The sequence below is a fragment of the Micromonospora sp. NPDC005194 genome (assembly GCF_040608335.1).
Classification (GTDB): domain Bacteria; phylum Actinomycetota; class Actinomycetes; order Mycobacteriales; family Micromonosporaceae; genus Micromonospora.
Genome location: NZ_JBEXIA010000008.1, coordinates 186,331 through 208,025, shown reverse-complemented (window position 1 = coordinate 208,025; position 21,695 = coordinate 186,331). Strand labels below are relative to the sequence as shown.

Here is a 21,695-nt window from a genome sequence, read left to right as displayed (position 1 = left end):
ACCAGGAACACCGCCCCGGCGGTGAGGTTCATGTAGTGGCCGAGGTTGCTGCGCCGGGGTGCTGCACCTGGCCCGACGCGCCCAGCCGCTGCTCGCCGAGGGGGCGCTGCCCGCGCTACGCCGGCTCGCCGAGCAGGCCGGCGCCACGGCACACCTGACCGTGGTGGAGGGCGGCGAGGGCGTCGCCCTGGCCGTGGTCGAGCCGAGCTGGACGTCGTTCCACGTCGCGTACCGGACCGGGGCGCGGCACCCCCTGGACCGGGGCGCCGCGGGTCGGGCGATCCTGGCTGGTCGGGGCGGCGCCGCCGAGCCGGTGAGCAGCAGCGGGGAGCTGCAGTCCGGGGCGTACGGGGTGGCCGCGCCGGTGCTCGGCGTACCAGGTCTGGAGGCCAGCGTCGGGGTGGTCGCGCTCGCCCCGCTGGACGTCGACCTGATCGGCCCCCAGGTGCTCGCCGCCGCCACAGCCGTCACCGCCGCCCTCCGCTGACCTCCCCGCCGACCGCCTGGCGGCCTGAGGCTTGATCGACTCCAGATCGCCGACCTGGCGTCATCGCAAGCCTTGGATAGCGCCACAACGCCGAGCTGGTGATGATCTCGCCGTATAACACGTTCGTCAGGTTCTTGGCGGTTGTCCACAGGCACCTGCAGGGCGACCATCCGACGCTGTCCACAGGGGTATCGGCAGGTGCCTCGAGCGTCGGACGCTGGCCGCATGCCTCCGCACCCGCACCGGCCTCCGGCCCTTGCCTGGCAGGTTTTTCGTGGCTCCGCAGTCATTCGACAGGGCTTGATCACCAGACATCAGTTGCGCGGCTCGTCGTGGGTCCGACTTCGCCATGACGTGTACGCAGACGCGCGCCTCGAACGCACACACGAGCTGGCCTGCCGTGCCGCAACCCTTCGGCTACCGCCGCAGGCGATGATCGCCGGGCCCTCGTCGGCCTATCTGCACGGTATCGAGCACGCCGCCGGGTTCGACGACGACGTGCACGTGTTGGTGCCGAAGATCGCCCGCGTCGACTCTCAACGCGGCCTTCACGTGCACGTGGTCAATGGCGATCCCGCTGCGACGCCGAACCCCGCTCTGTCCATCGCGCGGCAGCCGGCCGTGGCGATGGACGCCCTGCCCGTCGCACGGCCGTCGACGCCACCGTCACCGCCGATGCCACCGCCCCGGCGGACGCCAGCGTCACCGCCGACGCCAGCGCCACCGTCCACGTCGATCAACGCACTGCCCGGCGAGCGGGGCAGTGCCACTCTCCGCCGAACCGATCCGGCATCTGCGGCGTGGGAGACGGCGGTCTGGTTGGACCCGCTGCGCGCGGTCGGAATTGTCGACTCGTTGCTCGCGACCGGTCTGACCACCCGGGCGGCGCTGGCCGCTGTCGCCGCCGCCAATGCCGACCGGCCCGGCGGACGACGCGCGTGCTGGATTTTCGACGTCGCCGATGCGGGGGCGCAGTCACCACCCGAGTCGCAGCTACGGGTGCGTCTGGTACTGGGCGGGCTCCCCCGACCGGTCACCCAGCACCCGATCCGGCTGCCGGGAGGGCTCGTGCTCCATCCCGACCTGGCCTGGCCCGAGTTCCGGGTGGCGGTGGAGTACGACGGCCGATGGCACGCCGACCCCGAGCAACTGCACCGCGACCGCCGACGACTCAACCTTCTCGTTGGTGCGGGCTGGTTGGTGCTGCACGTGACGAGCAGGCGGCTCCAGAACGAGTTCCCTGCCGTGCTCAACGAGGTTCGGTCGGCCCTGATCTCCCGCGGCTGGCGACGCTGATCGCCCCAGGCTGTGATCGACTCCAGCTCGCCGACGTGGGGGTGTCCCGTCCACCTGATACAGCCATATCGGCGAGCTGGAGCCGATCACGACCGCGAGCGTGCCACCCGGTCGACGCGGAGGCTGGGATGACGGCGAGGCCCGGTCGACCAGCGTCGACCGGGCCTCGCGGTGGTGTCTTACGGGCGGGCGTTGGGCTTGAGCGGGGTCGTCACCGCCGCGTAGGCGTCGACGATCCCGTACCCGTAGAAGCCGTTGAAGTTGACCCCTCCGGCGCAGTACGCGTCGAAGGACTCGTCACGGCCCTCGTTGCGGTACTGCTGAAGGCGCGGCTCCGGGCAGGCGTGCTCGGCCGCCGTGCGGTAGAGGTGCTGCTCCACCTGGTCCGGGGACAGGCCGAAGCCACCCCGGCCCTGCGGCTTGCCGTACCGGCTGACGATCAGCGCGGCAACGCCGGCGGCGTGCGGGGACGCCATCGAGGTGCCCTGGAGGTAGGTGTAGTAGCCGCACTCACCGTTGGGCTTGCACTGCTTGAAGACGGACTCCTCGAAGCCGGCGACGACGTTGCCGTCGGCGTCGACCGAGCCCTCCTCCTGGAGCACATGCTTCGGGTACGACGACAGGATCTCGTTGGCGTAGGTGCGGAACGTGTCCGTGCCGAAGCCGTCGCGGAACCAGCCGCCCGGCGCGGCGACCGAAATCTGCTCGGTGCCGTAGTTGGAGAAGTCCGACTTCTTGCCGGACGGGCCGACCGACGACACACCGATGACGTGCGGGCCCTCGGTGGGCAGGTCCCAGCAGCTGTTGTTGTCGATCGGGCGCGGGTACGGGTCGGCGCCGTAGTCCGGGCTGGACGTGTCGGTACGCGGCGCGCCCAGGTCCTCGTGGTTGTTGCCGAGCGCGCCGACAAGGGTGACGCCCTTGTTGTGGGCGAAGACCAGCGCCCGCTTCATGGCCTTGATGATGGCCCGCTGCTCGGCCTGCGCCTCGGGCGAGTCGGCCGGGTTGGCGGTGCAGTTGTAGAGCCACGGGTCGACGTAGAACGACATGTTGACCACGTCGATCCCGGAGCGGCCGGCGTAGACCAGCGCGTTGACGACCGGGTCGAGGAAGAAGTAGCCGGAGTCCTGGCCGCCCTTGAGCTCGACCAGCGACACGTTCGGGGCGACACCGGAGAGGCCGAAGCCGTTGGCGGCCGCGCCGATGGTGCCGGCCACGTGGGTGCCGTGCCCGCCGTCGTCGGTGCCTACCGCGTCGAGGCAGCTCGGCACCTCGCACGGGCCGTCCACGTCGGTCCGGTCGGGCGCGAAGTTGCGCGACAACGCCCAGTTGAAGTTGGGCGCGATGTCCGGATTGCTGGCGTCGACGCCGGTGTCCAGCACGCCGACGGTCACCCGGCGGTCGCCGGGCTCGACCTTGCGGGCCTTGTCGGCCCGGATCATCTCCAGGCCCCAGAGCTTGTCGTCGAGCGGGTCCATCTTTGCGCCGCGCCGGGCTGCGGCGCCCGCTGCGACCGACGCCGCCACCAGGTGCTCCTGCTCGACCCGGTCGAGCTTCGGCTTGCGGCCGATGGCCTTCTGCTCGGCGGCACCGATCAGGCTCGGGGCTGCCGTCGCCTTGGCGGCGAAGTCGGCCCGATCACTGGTGACCTGGAACATGCCGACCTCGTCGGACCGGGACACCACCGTGCCGCCGGCTGCCTGGATGGCGGCGACGGCCGTGTCGGCGGCGAAGCCGTCCTCGGCGACGACGGTGAAGGTGCGGGAGGTGCTCGGCGCGGCGCTGGCCGGTACACCCAGGCCCGCTGCCGTAAGTGCCAGTGCTGCCGCGGTCGCGACGGCACCGGCGGTGAAGCGCTTGCTCACCACATCGGATCCTCTCGTTGAGGGACGTGGCAGCCATCACACAACACCCGCCCGGTTTACGCCAGGTGGACGTCCGTTATGGCGGTGAATCTCTCCTTCATCCTCCCGGCTCGATGCCCACGTCCACCCGGTCGGACGACCCCGCCGCCAGATCCGACAGGACCACTGGCAGGTCGGCCAGGGTGGACACCTCCGCGTCGGGGGTGAAGCCGGCCGGGCGGGGCAGCCCGTACCGGTTCAGCCACACCGACCGCAGGCCGGCCCGCCGGGGTGCCACCACGTCGTGCTCCCACGAGTCACCGACGTACACGATCTGCTCGGCGGGGACCCCGGCGGTCGCGACCACCGCCGCGTAGAACTCCGGGGCGGGTTTCTTGGGCAGGCCGTTCTCGTGCGCGTACATCTCGAAGGCGAACTCCCCGGCGAGCCCGCAGCGTTCGGCGCGGCTGTTGCCGTTGGTGGCGAAGCCCAGCGTGTACCGGGTGCGCAGCGCGGCCAGGGTCGGCGGGACGTCCGGGAAGGGTCGGGTGAGGGCGAAACGGCGGGCGAAGAAGAGGGCGGCGATCTCGTCGAGGTGGTCGTCGAGCCCGGCGCGGGCCAGCGACCGGGCCAGCGCGGCGCGGCGGATCTCCAGCACCGGGGCGGCGCTCAACTCGCCGAAGACCGCGCCCCAGTCGGACTCCAGCTCAGCGAGCGTCACGTCGGCGGCGGCCGGCGTACGACGCCGCATCTCGTCGAGGACGGTCACCAGCCCGGCGGTCACCGCCGGCCGCAGGTCCAGCAGGGTCTCGTCGGCGTCGAACACCACGGTGGTCAGCACGGCAACCACTCTCTCACCGCGGGGTGGTCGCCAGCGCAGGCTCGGGGTTGGCCGGCGCGGGCGTACCGCGCAGTTCGTCGAGGCGCACCAGGGCGACCCCGGCGACGATCAGCGCACCGCCGAAGAGCTGCCAGGCGGTCGGCAGTTCGTCGAGGAACAGCCAGGCGATCAGCACCGCGAACAGCACCTCGGTCAGCCCGACGAACGACGACAGCCGGGGGCCGAGGATCCGGGTGCCGGCGATGCCGGCGAGGTACGCGATCACGGCGGCGACCAGCGTGAGCCCGACGATGGGCAGCAGCCAGGTGGTGCGGTGCCCGGCGAACGTGACCTCGCCGAACGTGGCACGCAGCGGCAGCAGACCGGTCAGCCCGACGAGGAGCAGCACGGCGGCGCCGACGGCCATCCCGCCGCTGGCCATGGCGACCGAGGGCAGTCGGGGGTCGACCCGGCCGGCGAGCACGAAGTAGCCGGCCAGGCCGAACGCGGCACCCAGCCCCCACACCACGCCGACCGGGTGGAAGCCGGCGGTGCCGGTGAGGTCCAGGACGAAGGCCAGCCCGCACAGGGCGGCGGCCGAACCGGCCACGGTGAGCCGCCGGGGGCGCTGGCCGTGCCGCAGCCACATCCAGCCGACGACCAGGATGATGCCCAGGTACTCCAGCAGCAGTGCGATGCCGACCGGCAGGTACCGCACGGCGTTGAAGAAGCACACCTGCGCCAGCGCCACCCCGAGCAGCCCGAACATCACGACCGCCCCGCTGTTGCTCCGCAGCACGTGCCACCTGCCACGCAGGGAGAGCAGGGCGGGGATCGCCAGCACCAGGGCGGCCACGCCGACCCGGGCGACGACGGCGGCCTCGGCCGACCAGCCGGCTTCGATGAGCGACCGCGCGAAGGTGCCCGAGGTGGCGAACGTGACCGCGGAGAGCAGCGCCAGCGCGGCGCCGGCGGTGGGTCGTGACTGCATCTCGCGCTCCTCGGGGACGACACGGTGTCATGAGCAAACTATCCTTTTGCTCATGACGCTAGGCGGCCATCGTGACAGGAGTCAAGTTGCTATTCGCTCATGACACCGAATGTTCGTTGATCGCCGCCACCGCGTTGGTCAACACCGCGGGCCGCGACGGCGAGCTGCTGCCCGACGTCGCCGCGCTGGACGCGTTCTTCACCCGGCACGCCTACAGCGGGCGACACGAGCACACCGACTCCGAGCTGCGCGCCGTGCGGCAGCTACGCCCCCGGCTGCGCCGGATCTGGCACGCCGAGCCGTCGGAGGTTGTCGCCATCGTCAACGCCCTGCTGCTGGAGCACCGGGCGTTGCCGCAGCTCATCGAGCACGACGACGAGCCGTACCACCTGCATGCCGTGCCCCGCGACGCGCCGCTGGCCACCCGGATGGCGGTGGAGGCGGCGATGGCGATCGCCGACCTGGTCCGCATGGGCGAGCTGAGCCGGTTGCGGATCTGCGAGTACCCGGACTGCGGCAACGTCGTCGTCGACCTGTCCCGCAACCGGTCACGGCGGTTCTGCGAGGCCGGCTGCGGCAACCGGGCGGCGGTGACCGCCTACCGGGCCCGCAGGGCCGCCGGCCGGCCCTGAGCGACGTCGGCCCGTAGTTCGTACTCCACCTCGCCGTGCTCGGTCCCCGGGATCGGGTCGTCGAACTGAAGGTGGAAGGTGCGCACGTAGCGCAGCCCCGCCTTCACCATCACCCGCCGGGACCGCTCGTTGACCGCCATCGTCTCGGCCCACACCCGACGGACGCCCACGGTGTCGAAGGCGTACCGGACCAGCGCCCGCGACCCCTCGGTGGCCAGGCCGCGCCCCCACGTCGAGCGGCGCAGCCGGTAGCCCAGCTCGGCCTCGGTGCCGTCCTTGGACGGGTCGAGGGCGAACCAGCCCAGGAAGTCACCCGTCTCCCGATCGACGGCCGCCCACCGACCGAGACCGGGATGACTGTCGTACTGGGCGAGCAGCTTCGGCAGATGCTCGTCCCGGACGGTGGCACGCGGGGTTGCGACGCCGCCGGTGAGGAAACGCATCACCTCGGGGTCGCTGTCCAACTCGACCAACGCGTCCACATCGGCCACGCTCAGCCGCCGCAACCGCAGCCGCTCGGTCCCCGGAGGAACCAGGTCATCGCCATCCATGACCGGATCATCGCGCCCGCACGACGACCCCGTCGACGCCTTTTCCGACCCGCGACCACCGTCGCGGGCAGGGCGGTCGCGTCAGCGCGGGGGCGCGACCACGAAGAGCCGCCAGGAGTACGCGTCGACCACGAGCACGGGCCCGTCCGGGTCCTTACTGTCTCGCACTCCGACCACGCCCCCAAGGTTCGTAGCCACCTCGACGCAGTTGGCGTCCTGGTTGCTGCGACTGCTCTTGTGCCATCGAGCGTCGGTCAACTCCACGACTCGGCCACCTCGCTGATCAACTCGATGGACGCCTGCGGGGGCAGGGCTTCGCCCAGGGTAACCTCCCAGACCTGCTGCAACCGCAACAGATCCTTCGGCTTATCCAACTCCTGGCCGCGAACCTGGCAGTCCAGGTAGGCCACCTCGGTGCCGTCGGGCAGGGCGGCAAGCGCGAACTGCCCACCGAGCCCCGGATATTCCTCGGCGGATCGCGGCACCACGTGCAGCCGGACCCGCGGGTGCCCGGTGGCGAGGCTGGCCAGGTGCAGGGCCTGATCGCGCATCACCTTCCGCCCGCCGACCCGTCGCCGCAGCACCGCCTCGTCCAGCACCGCAACGATCTGCGGGGCACTCTCGCTGCGCAGCACATCCTGGCGGTTCATCCGCTCGGCCAGCCGCCGTTCGACCTCCTCGGGCGCGAGCAGGCCGCCGGCCTCGAAGACCGCACGGGCGTAGTCCTCCGTCTGGAAGAGCCCTGGCACGTAGCGGGGCTCGTACCACCGGATCGTGCGCGCCTGCGCGAAGATCGCCTGCCAGCCGCGCAGCCACGGTTGCGCCCGGTCCAGGCTGACCAGCTCGGTGGACATGCGGCTGAAGAGGCCGCCGGTGTCCAGGGCGCGGTCGACGAGTTCCAGGTACTTGCCGGTGGGCGGCTGCTGGCCCAGCTCGACGGCGCTGACCATGGACGGCGAGTAGTTGACCGCCTTGGCCAGCTCGTCCTGACTCCAGCCCCGGCGAACGCGCGCCCGGCGCAGCTCGGTGACCAGGAACGCCGCCGCCGTCATCTGCCCATCGCCCATGACCTGCCGCCTCTCCACCCCGTCGACGATCAACTCCAGCCGGCCGCCAGCGGCGTCACCACCGGAAACAGGACGGCTGTGACGACCCGGCCAAACCCTTCCGACCGTAGTCGCCCGATCACCAGACTGTGAAGTGCGGCACCGCTCCCCGTCCCCCGGGCCCGGCGGCGCCGCACGGGACCGCCCGATCCCCCGTGCCGGGCGGTCCCGCCCCACCCAGCAGACCGACCAACCGACCAACCCGACCACCCCAGCGAGGCCACACCGACCCGACCACACCGATCCGACCACACCGACCAGGCCACCCCGACCCGACCACACCGACCAGGCCCGACCCGACAACACGGACCCGGCCCGACCACACCGACCCGGCCCGACCACACCGACCCGGCCCGACCACACCGACCCGGCCCGACCACACCGACCCGACCCCACAACACCGACCCGGCCCACGCCGACCCGACCACGCCGACCCGACCACGACCGGCCGGGCCACACCGATCGCACCCCGATCCGGCGCGATCTTGGCGCAGCGCCGCGCCATCCGGGCGCCGTCTGAGCGAATTCTTCGAGATCTTGGACAGTTTCCGTTAGCGCCTAACGGAAACTGTCCAAGATCTGAAGCGGGTTGAGGTTGTTGAGGTCGGTTGAGACGGATGGCGGTCATCGCGCGATCGGCCACGATCTCGGCGACGTCGCGGCCGAAGCGAGACGGTCCGCGGGGAGGTGACGTCAGAGACGATTCAGCTCGAAGGGACTCCCACACCATGTGCCGGACCGCCCCGGACGACCGCGCGACCACGCCCCGTCGACCGCACCTGCCGCTGCGTCCACTCTGGCTCTGCCGGGTCTGCGCCGCGCCGTGGCCGTGCCCGGTGGCCCGACTCACCCTCCGCCAGGAGTACGCCCACGACCAGATCGCCCTGAGCATCTACCTGTGCACGGTCCTGCACGACGCGGCCACTGACCTGTATCGGCTCAACCCCCAGGGCGGCCCGGACCCGAGGGCCCTCTTCACCCGGTTCCTCGCCTGGGCGACACCGCGTGGCGACCCGCACTGAGCGACCGCAGCGACCCGCGCAGAGCGACACCGGGTGGCGACCTGCGCAGAGCGACACCGCGGCGACCCCGCTGACCGACACCGCAGCGACCCGCGCAGAGCGACCCCGCTGACCGACACCGCGGCGACCCGCGCTGAGCGACCCCGCTGACCGGCACCGCAGCGACCCGCGCTGAGCAGGGCACCCGCAGGTCAGGGGTGGGTCATCCGGAGCAGGTCGAGCACCTCGTCGAGCTGGGTCTCGGTGAGCGTGCCCGAGTCGACGTGACCTCGGGAGATCACGACCTCCCGGATGGACGCCTGCTTGGCCAGCGCCTCCTTGGCGATCGAGGCGGCCTCGTCGTACCCGAGGTAGCGGTTCAGCGGGGTGACGATCGACGGCGACCCCTCGGCGTACGCCAGGCAGACCTCGGCGTCCGCGACCAGGCCGGCCACCAGGCGGTCGGCGAACAGCCGACTCGCCGCGGCCAGCAGCCGGATCGACTCCAGCAGGTTGCGGCCCATCACCGGCAGCATGACGTTCAGCTCGAAGTCGCCCTGTGAACCGGCGAAACCGACTGTCGCGTCGTTGCCGATCACCTGGGCGCAGACCTGCCGCATCGCCTCGGCCACCACCGGGTTGACCTTGCCCGGCATGATCGACGAGCCGGGCTGGAGGTCGGGGATGCGCAGCTCCCGCAGGCCGGCCCGGGGGCCGGAGCCCATCCAGCGAATGTCGTTCGCGACCTTGTAGAGACCCACGGCGATCGTCCGCAACTGCCCCGAGGTCTCCACCAGCGCGTCACGGGCGCCCTGCGCCTCGAAGTGGTTGCGCGCCTCGGACAGCGGCAGCCCGGTCGACTCGCGCAGCTTGCCGATCACGGCGGCGGCGAAGCCGAGCGGGGTGTTGATCCCGGTGCCCACGGCCGTGCCGCCCAACGGCAGCTCGGCCAGCCGGGGCAGCGAGCCCTCCAACCGCTCGATGCCGTAGCGGACCTGGGCGGCGTACCCGCCGAACTCCTGCCCGAGGGTGACCGGGGTGGCGTCCATCAGGTGCGTACGCCCCGCCTTCACCACCGTCTCGAACTCGGCCGCCTTGCCCTCCAGCGCCTCGGCGAGGTGGGTCAGCGACGGCAGCAGATCTTCCGCGATGAACTGGGTGGCCGCCAGGTGGATCGAGGACGGGAACACGTCGTTGCTGGACTGGGAGGCGTTGACGTGGTCGTTCGGGTGCACAGCCGAGCCCAGTTCACGGCTCGCCAGGGTGGCGATCACCTCGTTGGCGTTCATGTTGGACGACGTTCCGGAACCGGTCTGGAAAACGTCGACCGGGAACTGGTCGTCGTACCCGCCGTCGGCGACGTGCGCGGCGGCGGCGGCGATCGCGGCGGCCACGTTGGCGTCGATCACACCCAGCGCGCCGTTGACCTCGGCCGCGGCACCCTTGATCTGGGCCAGGGCCTTGATCTGGGCCGGTTCGATGCCCCGCCCGGAGATCGGGAAGTTCTGCACCGCCCGCTGGGTCTGCGCCCGCCACAGCGCTTCGGCGGGCACCTCCACCTCGCCCATCGAGTCGCGTTCGATCCGGTAACCGGTCGTCTCTGGAGTCGTCACGCGTACCATCCTGCCGCGCGGGTGGCCGACCCGCAGATGATCCGTCAGCCCAGCTCGGCGAGCAGCCGTTCCACCTCGTGCTGGTCCGGTAGGTCGATCTGCCGGTACAGGCCCAGCGCACGGGTCAGGTGCAGTCGGGCGGCAGCCGAATCGGTGTTTCGTACGCACCGGGCGATCCCCTGGAGCGCCCTCGCCTGCTCGTAGCGGGCACCCAGCCGGCCGGCGTCGACGAGCACCCTGCGATGCAGGTCGAGCGCGCTGGCGGCATCTCCCTGCTCCAGCATCGCCAGGGCCAGCAGGTTACGTGAGGCGCACTGACCGATCCGGTCGCCGGCCTCCATCATCGCCATCAGTGCGTCCCGGTGCAGGGCCGCGGCACGTTCCGGCCTCCCCGCGTCGCGCTCCATCACACCGATCTCGTTGAGCACCTCGCCCTCACCGAATCGATTGCTCGCCTTGCGTCTCAGGTACAGCGCAAGCCGCAGAATTCGACGAGCCGGGCCCAGATCGCCGAGCCGGTGGCGAATCATGCCGAGGTGCCCGAACGCATGCGCAACCTGTGCCATGTCTCCGGTCTGTCGGGCCAGAATGAGGTGCTGCCGGGCGATGGGCAGCGCCTCGGCGTACCGACCCCACCCGATCAGCGCAAAGCACAGGTTGTTCAGCAGGTTGGTCAGTTCGTTGCCGTCACCCTGGCCGTTGATCATGCCGAGCGCCTCGTCGAACTTCGCCTTGCCCTGCCGGAAGTCACCGTTCGCGGCGTACGAGGCGCCCAGGTTCCACAGGGTGCTGAGCACGTCGCCACGCAGTCCGAGCCGGCGGCGCAACTCGAGCGCCACCTCCATCACCCTGATCGCCTCCGGAAAGCGGGCCAGTCGGAAATACGCAGAGGCGAGGTAGTTCAGCATCGCGGCTACCGCCGCCTCGTCGCCCAGCCGTTCCGCGGCCCGTAGGCCAATCGTGTGGGTCTCGATCAGCTCGTCAAGGTGCCCGCCGTCGAAGTTGAGCCGCCAGCCGGCTCGGGCCAGCTGCCAGCACTGAGCCGGGAAGTCCTCCTCGCCGGCCAGCCGGATCAGGGCGGTGAGCGCGACGAGATTTTCCTCGAACCACGCCCGACCCTGCGCTGCTGGGACGGCCACCAGGTCGGGCCGGCCGGGCGTGTGCACGGGAATGTTGCGCCGACTGCCCGCCGCCTCGATGGTCCGGGCGATCGCCAACGTGACGGCCAAGTGGTAGTCGAGCAGCCGCTCCAGGCCGGCCCGACGCTCGGCCTGCCGCTCGGGGGCGGCAAGCAGCAGGCGGGCGTACTCGCGGAGCAGGTCGTGCAACCGGTACCGGCCCGGCTGCACCTCCTCCACCAGATGGGCGTCGACCAACTCGTCCAGCAGCTCCTGCGTGTCGGTCAAGGGCAGCTCGGCGAGGGCGGCGGCCACCCGACTGTCCAGCCGTCCGCCGGGGTAGAGGCCGAGCAGCGGAAACAGCCGCTGCGCCGCAGGGGAGACCTGCTCGTACGACAGCGCGAACGCCTGCCCCACCGAGCGCTGCCCGGCGGTCAGTTCGGCCAGCGCTCCCGCTCCGGCGTGCATCCGTTGGGCGAGGTCGGCGACGCGCCAGCGGGGCCGGTGCGCGAGTCGGGCGCCGGCCAGCCGGATCGCCAGCGGCAGGTGGCCACAGCGCCGCACCACCTCGGCCGCTGCCTCCGGTTCGGCGGCGACCCGCTCCGCGCCGACCACCCGTCCGAGCAGCTCGATGGCCTCGTCCGCGTCGAGCACCGGCAGCGACGACGGGCGGCCCTCGTCGAGCCCGATCAGTCGACGACGGCTGGTGATCAACACCTGGCAGTGCGAGCCGTTGGGCAGCAGCGGCGCGACCTGGTCGGCAGCGAACGCATTGTCCAGCACCACCAGGGCGCGCAGGTCGGCCAGCTCCGTCCGCCACAGCGCCAGTCGGTCGTCCGTGTCCTCCGGTATCCGCTCGGCTGGCACGCCCAGCTGTCGCAGCAGGGCGGCCACGGCCGTGGCCGGTGTCAGCGGACGACGGGCACTGTGCCCGTGCAAGTCGATGAAGAGCTGGGCGTCCGGGTAGCGGTCAGCCAGGGCTGTGGCGACGTGCACGGCGAGAGTCGTCTTGCCGCTGCCGGCCATGCCATCGATCACCTGGATCCGGGTGCCGTCCTCCTCGATCTCCTTGACCAGGCGGGCCACCGTCTCCTGCCGGCCGGTGAAGTCACCGATCGCCCGGGGCAGCGACCGGACCGGCGCGATCGGTCGGGTTTCCCGACCGGCCAGGGCGAGGTCGCCGGCGAGCACGCGCTGATGCAGCGCCTGCAACTCGGCGCCCGGCTCGATGCCGAGTTCCTCCGCGTAGGAGCGCCGGCCCTCCCGGTAGACCGCGAGCGCGTCCGCCTGTCGGCCGACCGAGGACAGCGCCACCATCAGTTGGCCCCGCAGACGCTCCCGCAGCGGGTGCTGGTCGACGCTCTCGGCAAGCTCGTCGATCAGCTCCGCGGCGTGCCCGAGGCGTAGCTCGACGTCGACGCACTCCTCCAGGGCGGTGAGGCGCTGCTCATCGAGCGCCTGCGCGCGGCGACGAACACTGCGGCTGGGGATACCGCCGAGCGCCGGCCCGCGCCAGAGGGCCAGGGCTGAGCGGTACCGCTCACCCGCGTTGGCCAGCCGACCGGCCGCGGCGGCCGCCCGGGCCTCCTCGACGCTGCGGGCGAAGACCTCGGCATCCAGGTCGCTCGGGGCGGTGCGAACGCCGTACCCGACCGGATCGGTGATGATGGTTTCCGGGGCGAGCCCCAGCTCGGTGAACCGGCGACGCAACCGGGAGACGCAGGTCTGCAACTGGGCCCGGGCGGTCGCCGGCGGGCGCTCCTCCCACACCGCGTCGACCAGCTCCTCGATCGGCACCAGCCGGCCGGCACGGAGCAGCAGCATGGCGAGCACGACCCGGTCCCGGCCAGCGGTGACGGTGGACTCGCCACCGCCGACGCGCAGAGGCCCCAGGATCCCGAACCGCATCTGCTCCCCCGCGTCGATGGCGCAACTTCCAGCAGCGTAGCCCGACGATCACAGATCGCCGCAGTCTGGTGATAGTGATCTGAGAGCGGATCGAGTGCGGTGCGCCGCAGACTCGATCCGGGTTGTCGGTGACGGCATCCGACGGGGGCGGTGCGCCCTCCCACCCCAGGGGCGGGGCGCACCGATGTCGGCAGAGCACGGACGACCGAAGGGGTGCCGGGCGAGTTCGCCCGGCACCCCTTCGCGTACGCGTCAGTCAGCGGCGGCCGACGGTGAGCACCGGCTTGGTGACCTCGGCGAAGAAGTCGTTGCCCTTGTCGTCGACCACGATGAAGGCCGGGAAGTCCTCCACCTCGATCTTCCAGACCGCCTCCATGCCCAGCTCCGGATATTCGAGCACCTCGACGTGCTTGATGCAGTCCTGGGCGAGGCGGGCCGCGGGGCCGCCGATCGAGCCGAGGTAGAAGCCGCCGTGCTGCTGGCAGGAGCGGGTCACCTGACCGGACCGGTTGCCCTTGGCCAGCATCACCTGCGAGCCACCGGCGGCCTGGAACTTCTCCACGTACGCGTCCATCCGCCCGGCCGTGGTCGGGCCGAACGAGCCGGACGCGTACCCCTCGGGGGTCTTTGCCGGGCCGGCGTAGTAGACCGCGTGGTCGCGCAGGTACTGCGGCATCGGCTCACCGGCGTCCAACCGCTCGGCGATCTTGGCGTGGGCGATGTCGCGGGCCACCACCAGCGGGCCGGACAGCGACAGTCGGGTCTTCACCGGGTACTTGGACAGCTCGGCGCGGATCTCGTCCATCGGCCGGTTCAGATCGACCCGGACGACCATCTCGGAGTCGAGCGAGTCGTCGGTGACGTCGGGCAGGAACCGTGCCGGGTCGGTCTCCAGTCGCTCCAGCCAGACGCCCGACGGGGTGATCTTGGCGACGGCCTGCCGGTCGGCCGAGCAGGAGACGGCGATCGCCACCGGGCACGAGGCACCGTGCCGGGGCAGCCGGACCACCCGCACGTCGTGGCAGAAGTACCGGCCGCCGAACTGCGCGCCGATGCCGAAGTTACGGGTCAGCTCCAGCACCTCCGCCTCCAGCTCCAGGTCCCGGAAGCCGTGGGCGCTCATCGAACCCTGCGTCGGGAGAGCGTCCAGGTACTTCGCGGAGGCGTACTTCGCGGTCTTCAGCGCGTACTCGGCGGAGGTGCCGCCGATGACGATGGCCAGGTGGTACGGCGGGCAGGCGGCCGTGCCGATCAGCCGCAGCTTCTCCTCCAGGAACTGCATCATCCGCGTCGGGTTGAGTAGCGCCTTGGTCTCCTGGTAGAGGTACGACTTGTTGGCCGAGCCGCCACCCTTGGCCATGAACAGGAACTTGTACGCGTCGGGGTGCCCGTCCGGGTCCTCGGCGTACAGGTCGACCTGGGCCGGCAGGTTGCTGCCGGTGTTCCGCTCGTCCCACATGGTCAGCGGGGCGAGCTGGGAGTAGCGCAGGTTGAGCTTCGTGTACGCCTGGTAGACGCCCCGGGAGATGGCCTCGGCGTCGGCGCCGTCGGTCAGCACGTGCCGGCCACGCTTGCCCATCACGATCGCGGTGCCGGTGTCCTGGCACATCGGCAGCACCCCGCCGGCGGCGATGTTGGCGTTGCGCAGCAGGTCCAGCGCGACGAACCGGTCGTTCGGCGACGCGGCCGGGTCGTCGATGATCGCCCGGAGCTGGGCCAGGTGCGCCGGGCGCAGGAAGTGCGCGATGTCGTGCATCGCCTCGGCGGTCAGCGCGGTGAGCGCGGCCGGCTCCACGGTGAGGAAACGACGGCCCCCCGGGCCGTGTACGACGTCCACGCCCTCGTCGGTGACCAGGCGATAGTCCGTCTGGTCGGGACCGGTCGGCAGCAGAGGGGCGTACGAGAATGCGGCGGCACTGCTCATGAGCGGCAAGCCTAGGGCAGACCGGTCGATCATTCCCACCCGCCGGGCTGGGTCTGGGACGCCGCTCTCATCCTCCGAGGTCCGCCGCGCTCCGCGCACCGACGTCCCGCCCGCTCAGCCGTCCTTGCCGCCGTCGGGATCGGGACACAGCTCACCCTTGGGCCCGCAGTCACCGTCGCCGTCGTTGCCCCGCCCGGGGCCGGTGCCGCCGGGGCCGGGGTTGCCACCGTCGCCGGGAGGCGGGACGGGGGTGCCTCCGGTGGCGCCGAAGCGGACGTACCCGATCTCCCGCCCCTCACCGATGATCATTCCCTGCGAACCGACGGCGAGGGCGTTCGCGGAGGTCCGCAGCACGGCCAGTTCCCGGCCGCTGCGCGGGTCGAGGGCGACCAACCTCGACGGCTTCTCGTCGGCGAGCACCGCCGCGTACGGGGTGAGCGCGGCGCCGGCCTTGGCACTGGCCGGGCGGGTCCACCGCACCCGGTCGGCGCCGAGTTCACGGGACACCACCGAGCGCTTGTCCGCTGAGCGGAACACCGCGTAACGGTCGTCGACCGCGACGAGCTTGGTGCTCGCCTCGCCGACCCAGAGCAGCCGCCCGTCGTACCCGTCGATGACCGCCTCGCGGCCGTCCGAACCCACGCCGATCAGGACGTTGCGCGCTCCCTGCGGGTCCTCGCGCTGGACGCAGCCGGCGGTGTCGGCGGTGCGCAGGTTGACCCCGGCCCGCTGCCACGCCTCCTGCCCCGTCGCCGGGTCCCGCGCCGAGATGGCGAAGTAGCAGGTGCCGTCCTGGGAGCGGGCGGCGATCCGCAGCATCCTGCCGCCCACCACGGAGAGCCGCTCGTCCCGGCCCGGCTCGACGTTCTGCAGCACCCGGCCGGTGGCGGTGTCCACGACGTGCACCCGGCCGTCGACCGGGAAGCCGAGCAGCGGAGGCACCGGCTCCGGCCCGGCCACCCCGTCGTCGACGCGGGTGGCGGTGAGCCGACGGGTGCCGCGCAGGCCCGGGTTGTCGGCGAGCAGGCCGCTGTGCACGCCGGGCAGGAAGGCCGTCCACAGTGGGGCGGTGCCCCGGGGGTCCCACGCGCTCAGGGTGCAGTCGGTGGCATCCGTGCAGCGGGCGTCCAGCAGCAGGTTGCGGTACGTCCACACGGCCACGGCGTCGTCGTCGCGTCGCCGGGTCGCCCCGGTGGTCGGGTCGAGCAGTTCGTACCCCTTGACCAGGAGCTTGCCCACGGCGACGACCGAGTCGCGGTCGCCGCCCGCGACCGCCGACCAGTCCGCCTTGCGTTCCCAGAGCTGGGCGCCGGTGGCCAGGCTGCGGGCCTCCACCCGGGTGCGCTGCTCGACCACGACGGCGTCGCCGGCGATGGTCACGCTGCGCGGGGTGCCGCCGACCCGCTGCTGCCAGACCACGTCCGGCTCGGAGATGGGTTCGCTGCGGTCCACCCACTCCCACAGGCCGGGGAACGGGTTCCACACGCCGGTGGCGGCGAGGGCGACGACCACGGCGAGGCCGAGCAGCAGCCCACCGCGCACGCTCCCCTTCGCCACCCGCACACCGTAGCCACGATCACGGATCTTCCGTACGCCCCGCGCCGCCGTGTCGCCGCGCTTTCTGGGCCCGGAGGTGTTACGTGGGTGTTCGTCCCTCGGCCCGGACGGCGCTGCGCACCAGGGGCAGCGTGCGGTAGGGAATCTGCTCCGCCAGCGCGATGATCGTCGACGCGCGGGTGATGCCGGCGGACGACACGATCTGGTCGATGACCCGTTGCAGGTCGGTGTTGGAGCGGGCCACGATCCGGCAGAGCAGGTCGCTGGACCCGGTGATGGTGTGCGCCTCCAGCACCTCGGGGATCGCCGCGAGGTGAGCGGTGACCGGGTCGTGGCCCTGCCGTTGACTGATCTCCAGCGTGACGAAGCTGGTCACCCCGAACCCGATCGCGGCCGGCGAGATCTCCGGGCCGAAGCCACCGATGACACCCCGGTCGACCAGCTTGTCCAGCCGGGCCTGCACGGTGCCCCGGGCCACGCCGAGCCGCCGGGAGCACTCCAGCACCCCGATCCGCGGCTCCTCGGCGAGCAGTTCGACCAATCGCACGTCGAGCGCGTCGAGCTGCACAGCTTGCTCACCCTTCACGGGTCAAGACCATACCGAATGCACAACCTGACCAGCATTTACACCGACAGTTGCCCACTCGACGCCCGCACCGCGATCCTTCGGTCAAGAACCGGCCCACGAGGCCGGCCGGTACGCGAGGGAGGCCACCATGACCCAGGCGATCGACCGACCCCAGTCGACCGAGGACGTCGACGTCGACCGGCTCGTCGGCGCTGTCGACCACGACATCAGCCACGACCCGTTCCCCGTCCGTGGGCTCGACCACGTGCACTTCCTGGTCGGCAACGCCAAGCAGGCCGCCCACTACTACTCCACCGCCTTCGGCATGACCTGCGTGGCGTACCGGGGCCCGGAGCAGGGCTACCGCGACCACGCCCAGTACGTGCTGACCAGCGGCTCGGCCCGGTTCGTGCTGACCGGCGCGGTCCGCCCGGACGCCGACGGCGCCGAGCACGTGGCGAAGCACAGCGACGGGATCAGCGACATCGCGCTGGAGGTGCCGGACGTCGACGCCGCGTACGCGCACGCCGTCGCCCAGGGCGCCACCGGCGTCGTCGAGCCCCACGAGGTGAGCGACGAGAACGGCACCGTCCGGATGGCCGCCATCGCGGCGTACGGCGACACCCGGCACACCCTGGTCGACCGCTCCCGCTACCGCGGCCCGTTCCTGCCCGGCTTCGTGGCCCGCGGCCCGATCGTGGACCGGCAGCCGATGATCGACGCCGGCCTCCAGCCGAAGCGGTTCTTCCAGGCCGTCGACCACGTGGTCGGCAACGTGGAGCTGGGCCGGATGGACGAGTGGGTCGAGTTCTACAAGCGGGTGATGGGCTTCTCCAACATGGCGGAGTTCATCGGCGACGACATCGCCACCGACTACTCGGCGCTGATGAGCAAGGTCGTGGCGAACGGCACCCGCAAGGTGAAGTTCCCGCTCAACGAGCCGGCCATCGCCCGCAAGAAGTCGCAGATCGACGAGTACCTGGAGTTCTACCAGGGCCCCGGCGCCCAGCACATCGCCGTCGCCACCAACGACATCGTGGCCAGCGTCGACGCGATGCGCGCCGCCGGCATGGAGTTCCTGGACACCCCGGACTCGTACTACGAGGACCCGGAGCTGCGCGCCCGGATCGGCAACGTGCGGGTGCCGATCGAGGAGCTCAAGGCCCGCAAGATCCTCGTCGACCGGGACGAGGACGGCTACCTGCTCCAGATCTTCACCAAGCCGGTGCAGGACCGCCCGACCGTCTTCTTCGAGCTGATCGAGCGGCACGGCTCGCTGGGCTTCGGCAAGGGCAATTTCAAGGCCCTCTTCCAGGCGATCGAGCGGGAGCAGGAAGCCCGCGGCAACCTGTAACACTGTCGAGCGTGACGCAGCCTCCGCCGTACCCGACGCCGCCGGTCGGTGGGCCTCCGCCCGCCGCCGGCGGCGTCGCGCCGCCGCCCGGACAGATCCCCCAGGGGTACGCCGTGCCACCGCACCACGCCCCACCCGGGTACACGGTTCCACCGCAGTACGCGCCGCTCGGCTACGGCCCACCGCCGTGGTATCCCGGCCCTCCCCGGCCGATGGCCCCGCCGCCGACGCTGAGCCCGGGTGGGCAGCCGCTCGCCAGTTTCAGCGACCGGCTGCTGGCCGGCCTGATCGACTGCGCGGTCTTCATGGTGGTCGGCCTGGTGTTCACCGTGCCCGCGATGATCTATTTCTTCGTCGTCATCGCGCCGGACCTCTTCCAGGTCGCGTCGGACGGCACCATGGCGGAGCCGGATTTCTACCACGACCTCGTGCTGCCCCTGCTGTGGCTGGACCTCGCGATCATCGCCGCTTCGCTCGTGCTCTCGTACGTGTACTACGTCGAGATGATGTTCCGGACCGGCCAGACCCTCGGCAAGAAGACCATGAAGTTGCGGGTCGTGCCGCTCGATCCGACCCGTACCCTCGACCGCTGGACCGCCGCCAAGCGGTACCTGGTGCAGCAACTCGCCGGCCTGGTGCCCGGGGGCAGTTACCTCGACGGGTTCTGGCAGCTCTGGGACAAGCCCTGGCAGCAGTGCCTCCACGACAAGGCAGCCGAAACGATCGTCGTTAAGGTGGCCTCGTGAGCGAGCAAACCAGCAGGCCCAGCAGCGTGGCGCCGCACGCCGACGCGCAGCGAAGCGGAGCGTCGGCGTGAGCGTGCAACCCGGCTGGTATGTCGACCCCGCCGACACCGAGACCCGGCGGTACTGGGACGGCGAGGGTTGGCTCGGCGCGCCCATTCCCGTCGACGCCACCCCGCCGGACGGACCGCCGCCGGCCGAGCCGCCGCCCGCACCGGTCACCCCGACCGCACCTGCCGCTGCCCACCCGGTGACCGCGCCGGGCTGGCCTCCGCACTCCGGGCCGGCCCCGCAACCCGGGCACGGTCCGCAGGCCGCCCCGGGTTGGGGTCCGCAGGCCGGCCCGCCCGGCTGGGCGCCACCGGGCACGCCGCCCGGCTGGACGCCGCAGGCCGGTCCTCCCGGCTGGACGCCGCAGGGCGTGCCGCCCGGGTGGGCCCCGCCCGGCGGTCCCCCCGGCTGGCTCGGCCGACCGCCCGAGCCTCGGCCGCACGGGCTCAGGTTGGCCGGTTACGGCCGCCGGCTCGTCGCCCGGCTGATCGACTTCGGTCTCGTGTTCGCACTGAATGTGCTGGTCAACGGCTGGTTCGTCTGGCGGTGGCTGGACGAGCTGATGCCATACTGGCGGGAGGCGTTCCGGCGCGGCATGGAGGGGAACACCTCCACCGAGGGGATGCCACCCATCAGCGAGCAGACCGGGCTCCTCCAGGTGGTGATCGTGGTGATCGCCACCGCGCTGTGGCTGGCGTACGAGGTGCCCGCCATGGCGGCCAACGGGCAGACCATCGGCAAACGGGTGATGCGGATCAAGGCGGTCCCGATCGCCGCCGACCAGCCGTTGGGCTTCGGCCGGGCGCTGACCCGGTGGACGACACTGGGCCTGCCCACCCTGCTCTGGTACTGCGCCGGGCTCGGCCTGCTGCTGCAACTGGTCGACTCCCTGTCCCCGCTCTTCGACCACCCGCTGCGCCGGGCGCTGCACGACAAGCGCGCGCAGACGGTGGTCGTCGAGGTCCCCGCCACCGCCACTTCCCCCGCCCCAGACGACCACCCCCAGCCCTCGGGAGACACCCCATGACCGACTCCGGACGTCACGAGCCCGCGCTGCGACTGACCCGCGCCGACCTGGACGCGCTGCCGAACTACGTGCCGGGGCGCAGCCCCGCCGACCTGGCGCGCGAGCTGGGTCTGCCGGAGGCCATCAAGCTGGCCAGCAACGAGGTGCCGTACGGGCCGCTGCCGGGTGTGGTCGAGGCGGTCACCGAGGCGGTCATGGCCTCGCACCGCTACCCGGACATGGGCGTGGTCGCGCTGCGCGACGCGTTGGCCCAGCGGTACGGCGTGGACGCGGACCGGATCGCCACCGGCTGCGGGTCGGTGGCGCTCGCCGAGCACCTCGTCCGGGCCACCTGCCTGCCGGGTGACGAGGTGCTCTACTCGTGGCGGTCGTTCGAGGCGTACCCGATCATCGCGGCGACCAGCGGCGCGACCAGCGTGCGGGTGCCCAACGACGCCGGGCACGGGCACGACCTGGCGGCCATGGCGGCGGCGGTGACCGACCGGACCCGGATGATCCTGGTCTGCAACCCGAACAACCCCACCGGCACTGCGGTACGCCGGGCCGAGCTGGACCGGTTCCTCGACGCGGTGCCGGACGACGTGCTGGTGGTCATCGACGAGGCGTACCGGGAGTTCGTCACCGACGCCGAGGTGCCGGACGGTCTCGACTACCTGGACCGGCCGAACGTCGCGGTGCTGCGCACCCTGTCCAAGGCGTGGGGTCTGGCCGGGCTGCGGATCGGCTGGCTGGTCGCCCAGCCGGTGGTGGCGGCGGCCATCCGCAAGGTGGTCACGCCGTTCTCCACGAGCACGGCCGCCCAGGCGGGCGCGCTCGCGGCGCTGACCCAGGCCGGCGAGATGGAGCGACGCTGCGCGCTGGTCGTCGCCGAGCGGGACCGGGTCACCGAGGCGCTGCGCAAGTTCGTGCCCGACGTGCCGACCAGCCAGGCCAACTTCGTCTGGCTGCCGCTGGGCGACCGGGCCGTGGCGTTCGGCAAGGCGTGCGAGGCGCGCGGGGTGATCGTCCGACCGTTCGCCGGGGACGGCGTCCGGGTCACCATCGGCACTCCGGCCGAGAACGACGCGTTCCTGGCCGCCGCGGAGGCGGCGCTGACCTGAGCGG

At 71.8% G+C, this 21,695-nt stretch carries 18 protein-coding genes and 1 pseudogene; 8 read left to right on the top strand and 11 right to left on the bottom strand.

The window, feature by feature from the left end:
- Window positions 1-55: 55 nt before the first annotated feature.
- Both ABZU53_RS09855 and ABZU53_RS09850 read left to right on the top strand, forming a co-directional pair.
- Window positions 56-487, top strand: a pseudogene (locus tag ABZU53_RS09855) (IclR family transcriptional regulator); the annotation flags it as partial.
- Between the two features lie 432 nt (window positions 488-919).
- Window positions 920-1,783 carry a DUF559 domain-containing protein gene (locus tag ABZU53_RS09850; RefSeq protein WP_355065021.1) on the top strand — a complete coding sequence of 288 codons (864 nt, stop codon included), beginning with the start codon at window positions 920-922 and terminating at the stop codon, window positions 1,781-1,783.
- Between the two features lie 179 nt (window positions 1,784-1,962).
- On the opposite strand, the gene ABZU53_RS09845 is transcribed toward ABZU53_RS09850, so the two are convergent.
- The 3 genes from ABZU53_RS09845 to ABZU53_RS09835 all read right to left on the bottom strand — a co-directional run bounded on the left by ABZU53_RS09845 (window position 1,963) and on the right by ABZU53_RS09835 (window position 5,438).
- Window positions 1,963-3,648, bottom strand: a complete 1,686-nt coding sequence (locus ABZU53_RS09845; protein WP_355065019.1) for a S8 family serine peptidase — start codon at window positions 3,646-3,648, stop codon at window positions 1,963-1,965.
- 97 nt (window positions 3,649-3,745) lie between these two features.
- Entirely contained in the window at window positions 3,746-4,468 is a 723-nt protein-coding gene (locus ABZU53_RS09840; RefSeq protein WP_355065017.1) for an HAD family hydrolase, read from the bottom strand.
- 13 nt (window positions 4,469-4,481) lie between these two features.
- The gene (locus ABZU53_RS09835; RefSeq protein WP_355065015.1) at window positions 4,482-5,438 is read right to left on the bottom strand and encodes a DMT family transporter; all 957 of its coding nucleotides are present in this window, start codon (window positions 5,436-5,438) and stop codon (window positions 4,482-4,484) included.
- An 86-nt stretch (window positions 5,439-5,524) separates the two neighbouring features.
- Between ABZU53_RS09835 and ABZU53_RS09830 the strand changes: the two genes are divergently transcribed.
- Entirely contained in the window at window positions 5,525-6,070 is a 546-nt protein-coding gene (locus ABZU53_RS09830) for a CGNR zinc finger domain-containing protein (protein WP_355065013.1), read from the top strand.
- On the opposite strand, the gene ABZU53_RS09825 is transcribed toward ABZU53_RS09830, so the two are convergent.
- The 3 genes from ABZU53_RS09825 to ABZU53_RS09815 form a co-directional block, all read right to left on the bottom strand.
- Complete coding sequence (locus ABZU53_RS09825; protein ID WP_355065011.1) at window positions 6,037-6,621, bottom strand: GNAT family N-acetyltransferase; 585 nt, start codon at window positions 6,619-6,621, stop codon at window positions 6,037-6,039. The genes ABZU53_RS09830 and ABZU53_RS09825 overlap by 34 nt on opposite strands.
- A gap of 81 nt (window positions 6,622-6,702) precedes the next feature.
- Window positions 6,703-6,885: a DUF397 domain-containing protein gene (locus tag ABZU53_RS09820; protein WP_354857408.1), complete on the bottom strand. Its 183-nt coding sequence runs from the start codon at window positions 6,883-6,885 to the stop codon at window positions 6,703-6,705.
- Window positions 6,876-7,688 (bottom strand): helix-turn-helix transcriptional regulator, encoded by an 813-nt coding sequence (locus tag ABZU53_RS09815; protein ID WP_355065043.1) that lies wholly within the window; start codon window positions 7,686-7,688, stop codon window positions 6,876-6,878. Before ABZU53_RS09815 ends, ABZU53_RS09820 begins: the two co-directional genes overlap by 10 nt.
- 767 nt (window positions 7,689-8,455) lie before the next feature.
- Here ABZU53_RS09815 and ABZU53_RS09810 point away from each other — a divergent pair.
- Window positions 8,456-8,749: a hypothetical protein gene (locus tag ABZU53_RS09810; protein WP_355065009.1), complete on the top strand. Its 294-nt coding sequence runs from the start codon at window positions 8,456-8,458 to the stop codon at window positions 8,747-8,749.
- A 191-nt stretch (window positions 8,750-8,940) separates the two neighbouring features.
- On the opposite strand, the gene ABZU53_RS09805 is transcribed toward ABZU53_RS09810, so the two are convergent.
- From ABZU53_RS09805 to ABZU53_RS09785, 5 genes are all read right to left on the bottom strand, one after another.
- Entirely contained in the window at window positions 8,941-10,350 is a 1,410-nt protein-coding gene (locus ABZU53_RS09805) for a class II fumarate hydratase (protein ID WP_355065007.1), read from the bottom strand.
- A 35-nt stretch (window positions 10,351-10,385) separates the two neighbouring features.
- Window positions 10,386-13,367: a BTAD domain-containing putative transcriptional regulator gene (locus ABZU53_RS09800; RefSeq protein WP_355065005.1), complete on the bottom strand. Its 2,982-nt coding sequence runs from the start codon at window positions 13,365-13,367 to the stop codon at window positions 10,386-10,388.
- A 256-nt stretch (window positions 13,368-13,623) separates the two neighbouring features.
- On the bottom strand, window positions 13,624-15,291 hold the full coding sequence (locus ABZU53_RS09795; RefSeq protein ID WP_355065003.1) for a fumarate hydratase: 1,668 nt from the start codon (window positions 15,289-15,291) through the stop codon (window positions 13,624-13,626).
- 114 nt (window positions 15,292-15,405) lie between these two features.
- Window positions 15,406-16,821, bottom strand: coding sequence for a PQQ-binding-like beta-propeller repeat protein (locus ABZU53_RS09790; protein ID WP_355065041.1), 1,416 nt, complete (start codon window positions 16,819-16,821; stop codon window positions 15,406-15,408).
- 106 nt (window positions 16,822-16,927) lie between these two features.
- The gene (locus tag ABZU53_RS09785; protein WP_355065001.1) at window positions 16,928-17,434 is read right to left on the bottom strand and encodes an Lrp/AsnC family transcriptional regulator; all 507 of its coding nucleotides are present in this window, start codon (window positions 17,432-17,434) and stop codon (window positions 16,928-16,930) included.
- 130 nt (window positions 17,435-17,564) lie between these two features.
- Between ABZU53_RS09785 and hppD the strand changes: the two genes are divergently transcribed.
- From hppD to hisC, 4 genes are all read left to right on the top strand, one after another.
- Window positions 17,565-18,770 carry a 4-hydroxyphenylpyruvate dioxygenase gene (gene hppD, locus ABZU53_RS09780; RefSeq protein ID WP_354857418.1) on the top strand — a complete coding sequence of 402 codons (1,206 nt, stop codon included), beginning with the start codon at window positions 17,565-17,567 and terminating at the stop codon, window positions 18,768-18,770.
- An 11-nt stretch (window positions 18,771-18,781) separates the two neighbouring features.
- Window positions 18,782-19,516 carry an RDD family protein gene (locus tag ABZU53_RS09775; protein ID WP_355065000.1) on the top strand — a complete coding sequence of 245 codons (735 nt, stop codon included), beginning with the start codon at window positions 18,782-18,784 and terminating at the stop codon, window positions 19,514-19,516.
- Between the two features lie 67 nt (window positions 19,517-19,583).
- Entirely contained in the window at window positions 19,584-20,591 is a 1,008-nt protein-coding gene (locus ABZU53_RS09770) for an RDD family protein (RefSeq protein ID WP_355064999.1), read from the top strand.
- Window positions 20,588-21,691, top strand: coding sequence for a histidinol-phosphate transaminase (gene hisC / locus ABZU53_RS09765; protein ID WP_354857425.1), 1,104 nt, complete (start codon window positions 20,588-20,590; stop codon window positions 21,689-21,691). The genes ABZU53_RS09770 and hisC overlap by 4 nt, the downstream gene beginning before the upstream one ends.
- Window positions 21,692-21,695 lie beyond the last annotated feature (4 nt).

Excerpts from the sequence above, each read along its gene's own strand:
- ABZU53_RS09850 (WP_355065021.1), top strand. The coding sequence starts at position 920 with ATGATCGCCGGGCCCTCGTCGGCCTATCTGCACGGTATCGAGCACGCC.
- ABZU53_RS09835 (WP_355065015.1), bottom strand. The coding sequence starts at position 5,438 with ATGCAGTCACGACCCACCGCCGGCGCCGCGCTGGCGCTGCTCTCCGCG.
- ABZU53_RS09825 (WP_355065011.1), bottom strand. The coding sequence starts at position 6,621 with ATGGATGGCGATGACCTGGTTCCTCCGGGGACCGAGCGGCTGCGGTTG.
- ABZU53_RS09815 (WP_355065043.1), bottom strand. The coding sequence starts at position 7,688 with ATGGGCGATGGGCAGATGACGGCGGCGGCGTTCCTGGTCACCGAGCTG.
- ABZU53_RS09810 (WP_355065009.1), top strand. The coding sequence starts at position 8,456 with ATGTGCCGGACCGCCCCGGACGACCGCGCGACCACGCCCCGTCGACCG.
- ABZU53_RS09805 (WP_355065007.1), bottom strand. The coding sequence starts at position 10,350 with ATGGTACGCGTGACGACTCCAGAGACGACCGGTTACCGGATCGAACGC.
- ABZU53_RS09800 (WP_355065005.1), bottom strand. The coding sequence starts at position 13,367 with ATGCGGTTCGGGATCCTGGGGCCTCTGCGCGTCGGCGGTGGCGAGTCC.
- ABZU53_RS09795 (WP_355065003.1), bottom strand. The coding sequence starts at position 15,291 with ATGAGCAGTGCCGCCGCATTCTCGTACGCCCCTCTGCTGCCGACCGGT.
- hppD (WP_354857418.1), top strand. The coding sequence starts at position 17,565 with ATGACCCAGGCGATCGACCGACCCCAGTCGACCGAGGACGTCGACGTC.
- hisC (WP_354857425.1), top strand. The coding sequence starts at position 20,588 with ATGACCGACTCCGGACGTCACGAGCCCGCGCTGCGACTGACCCGCGCC.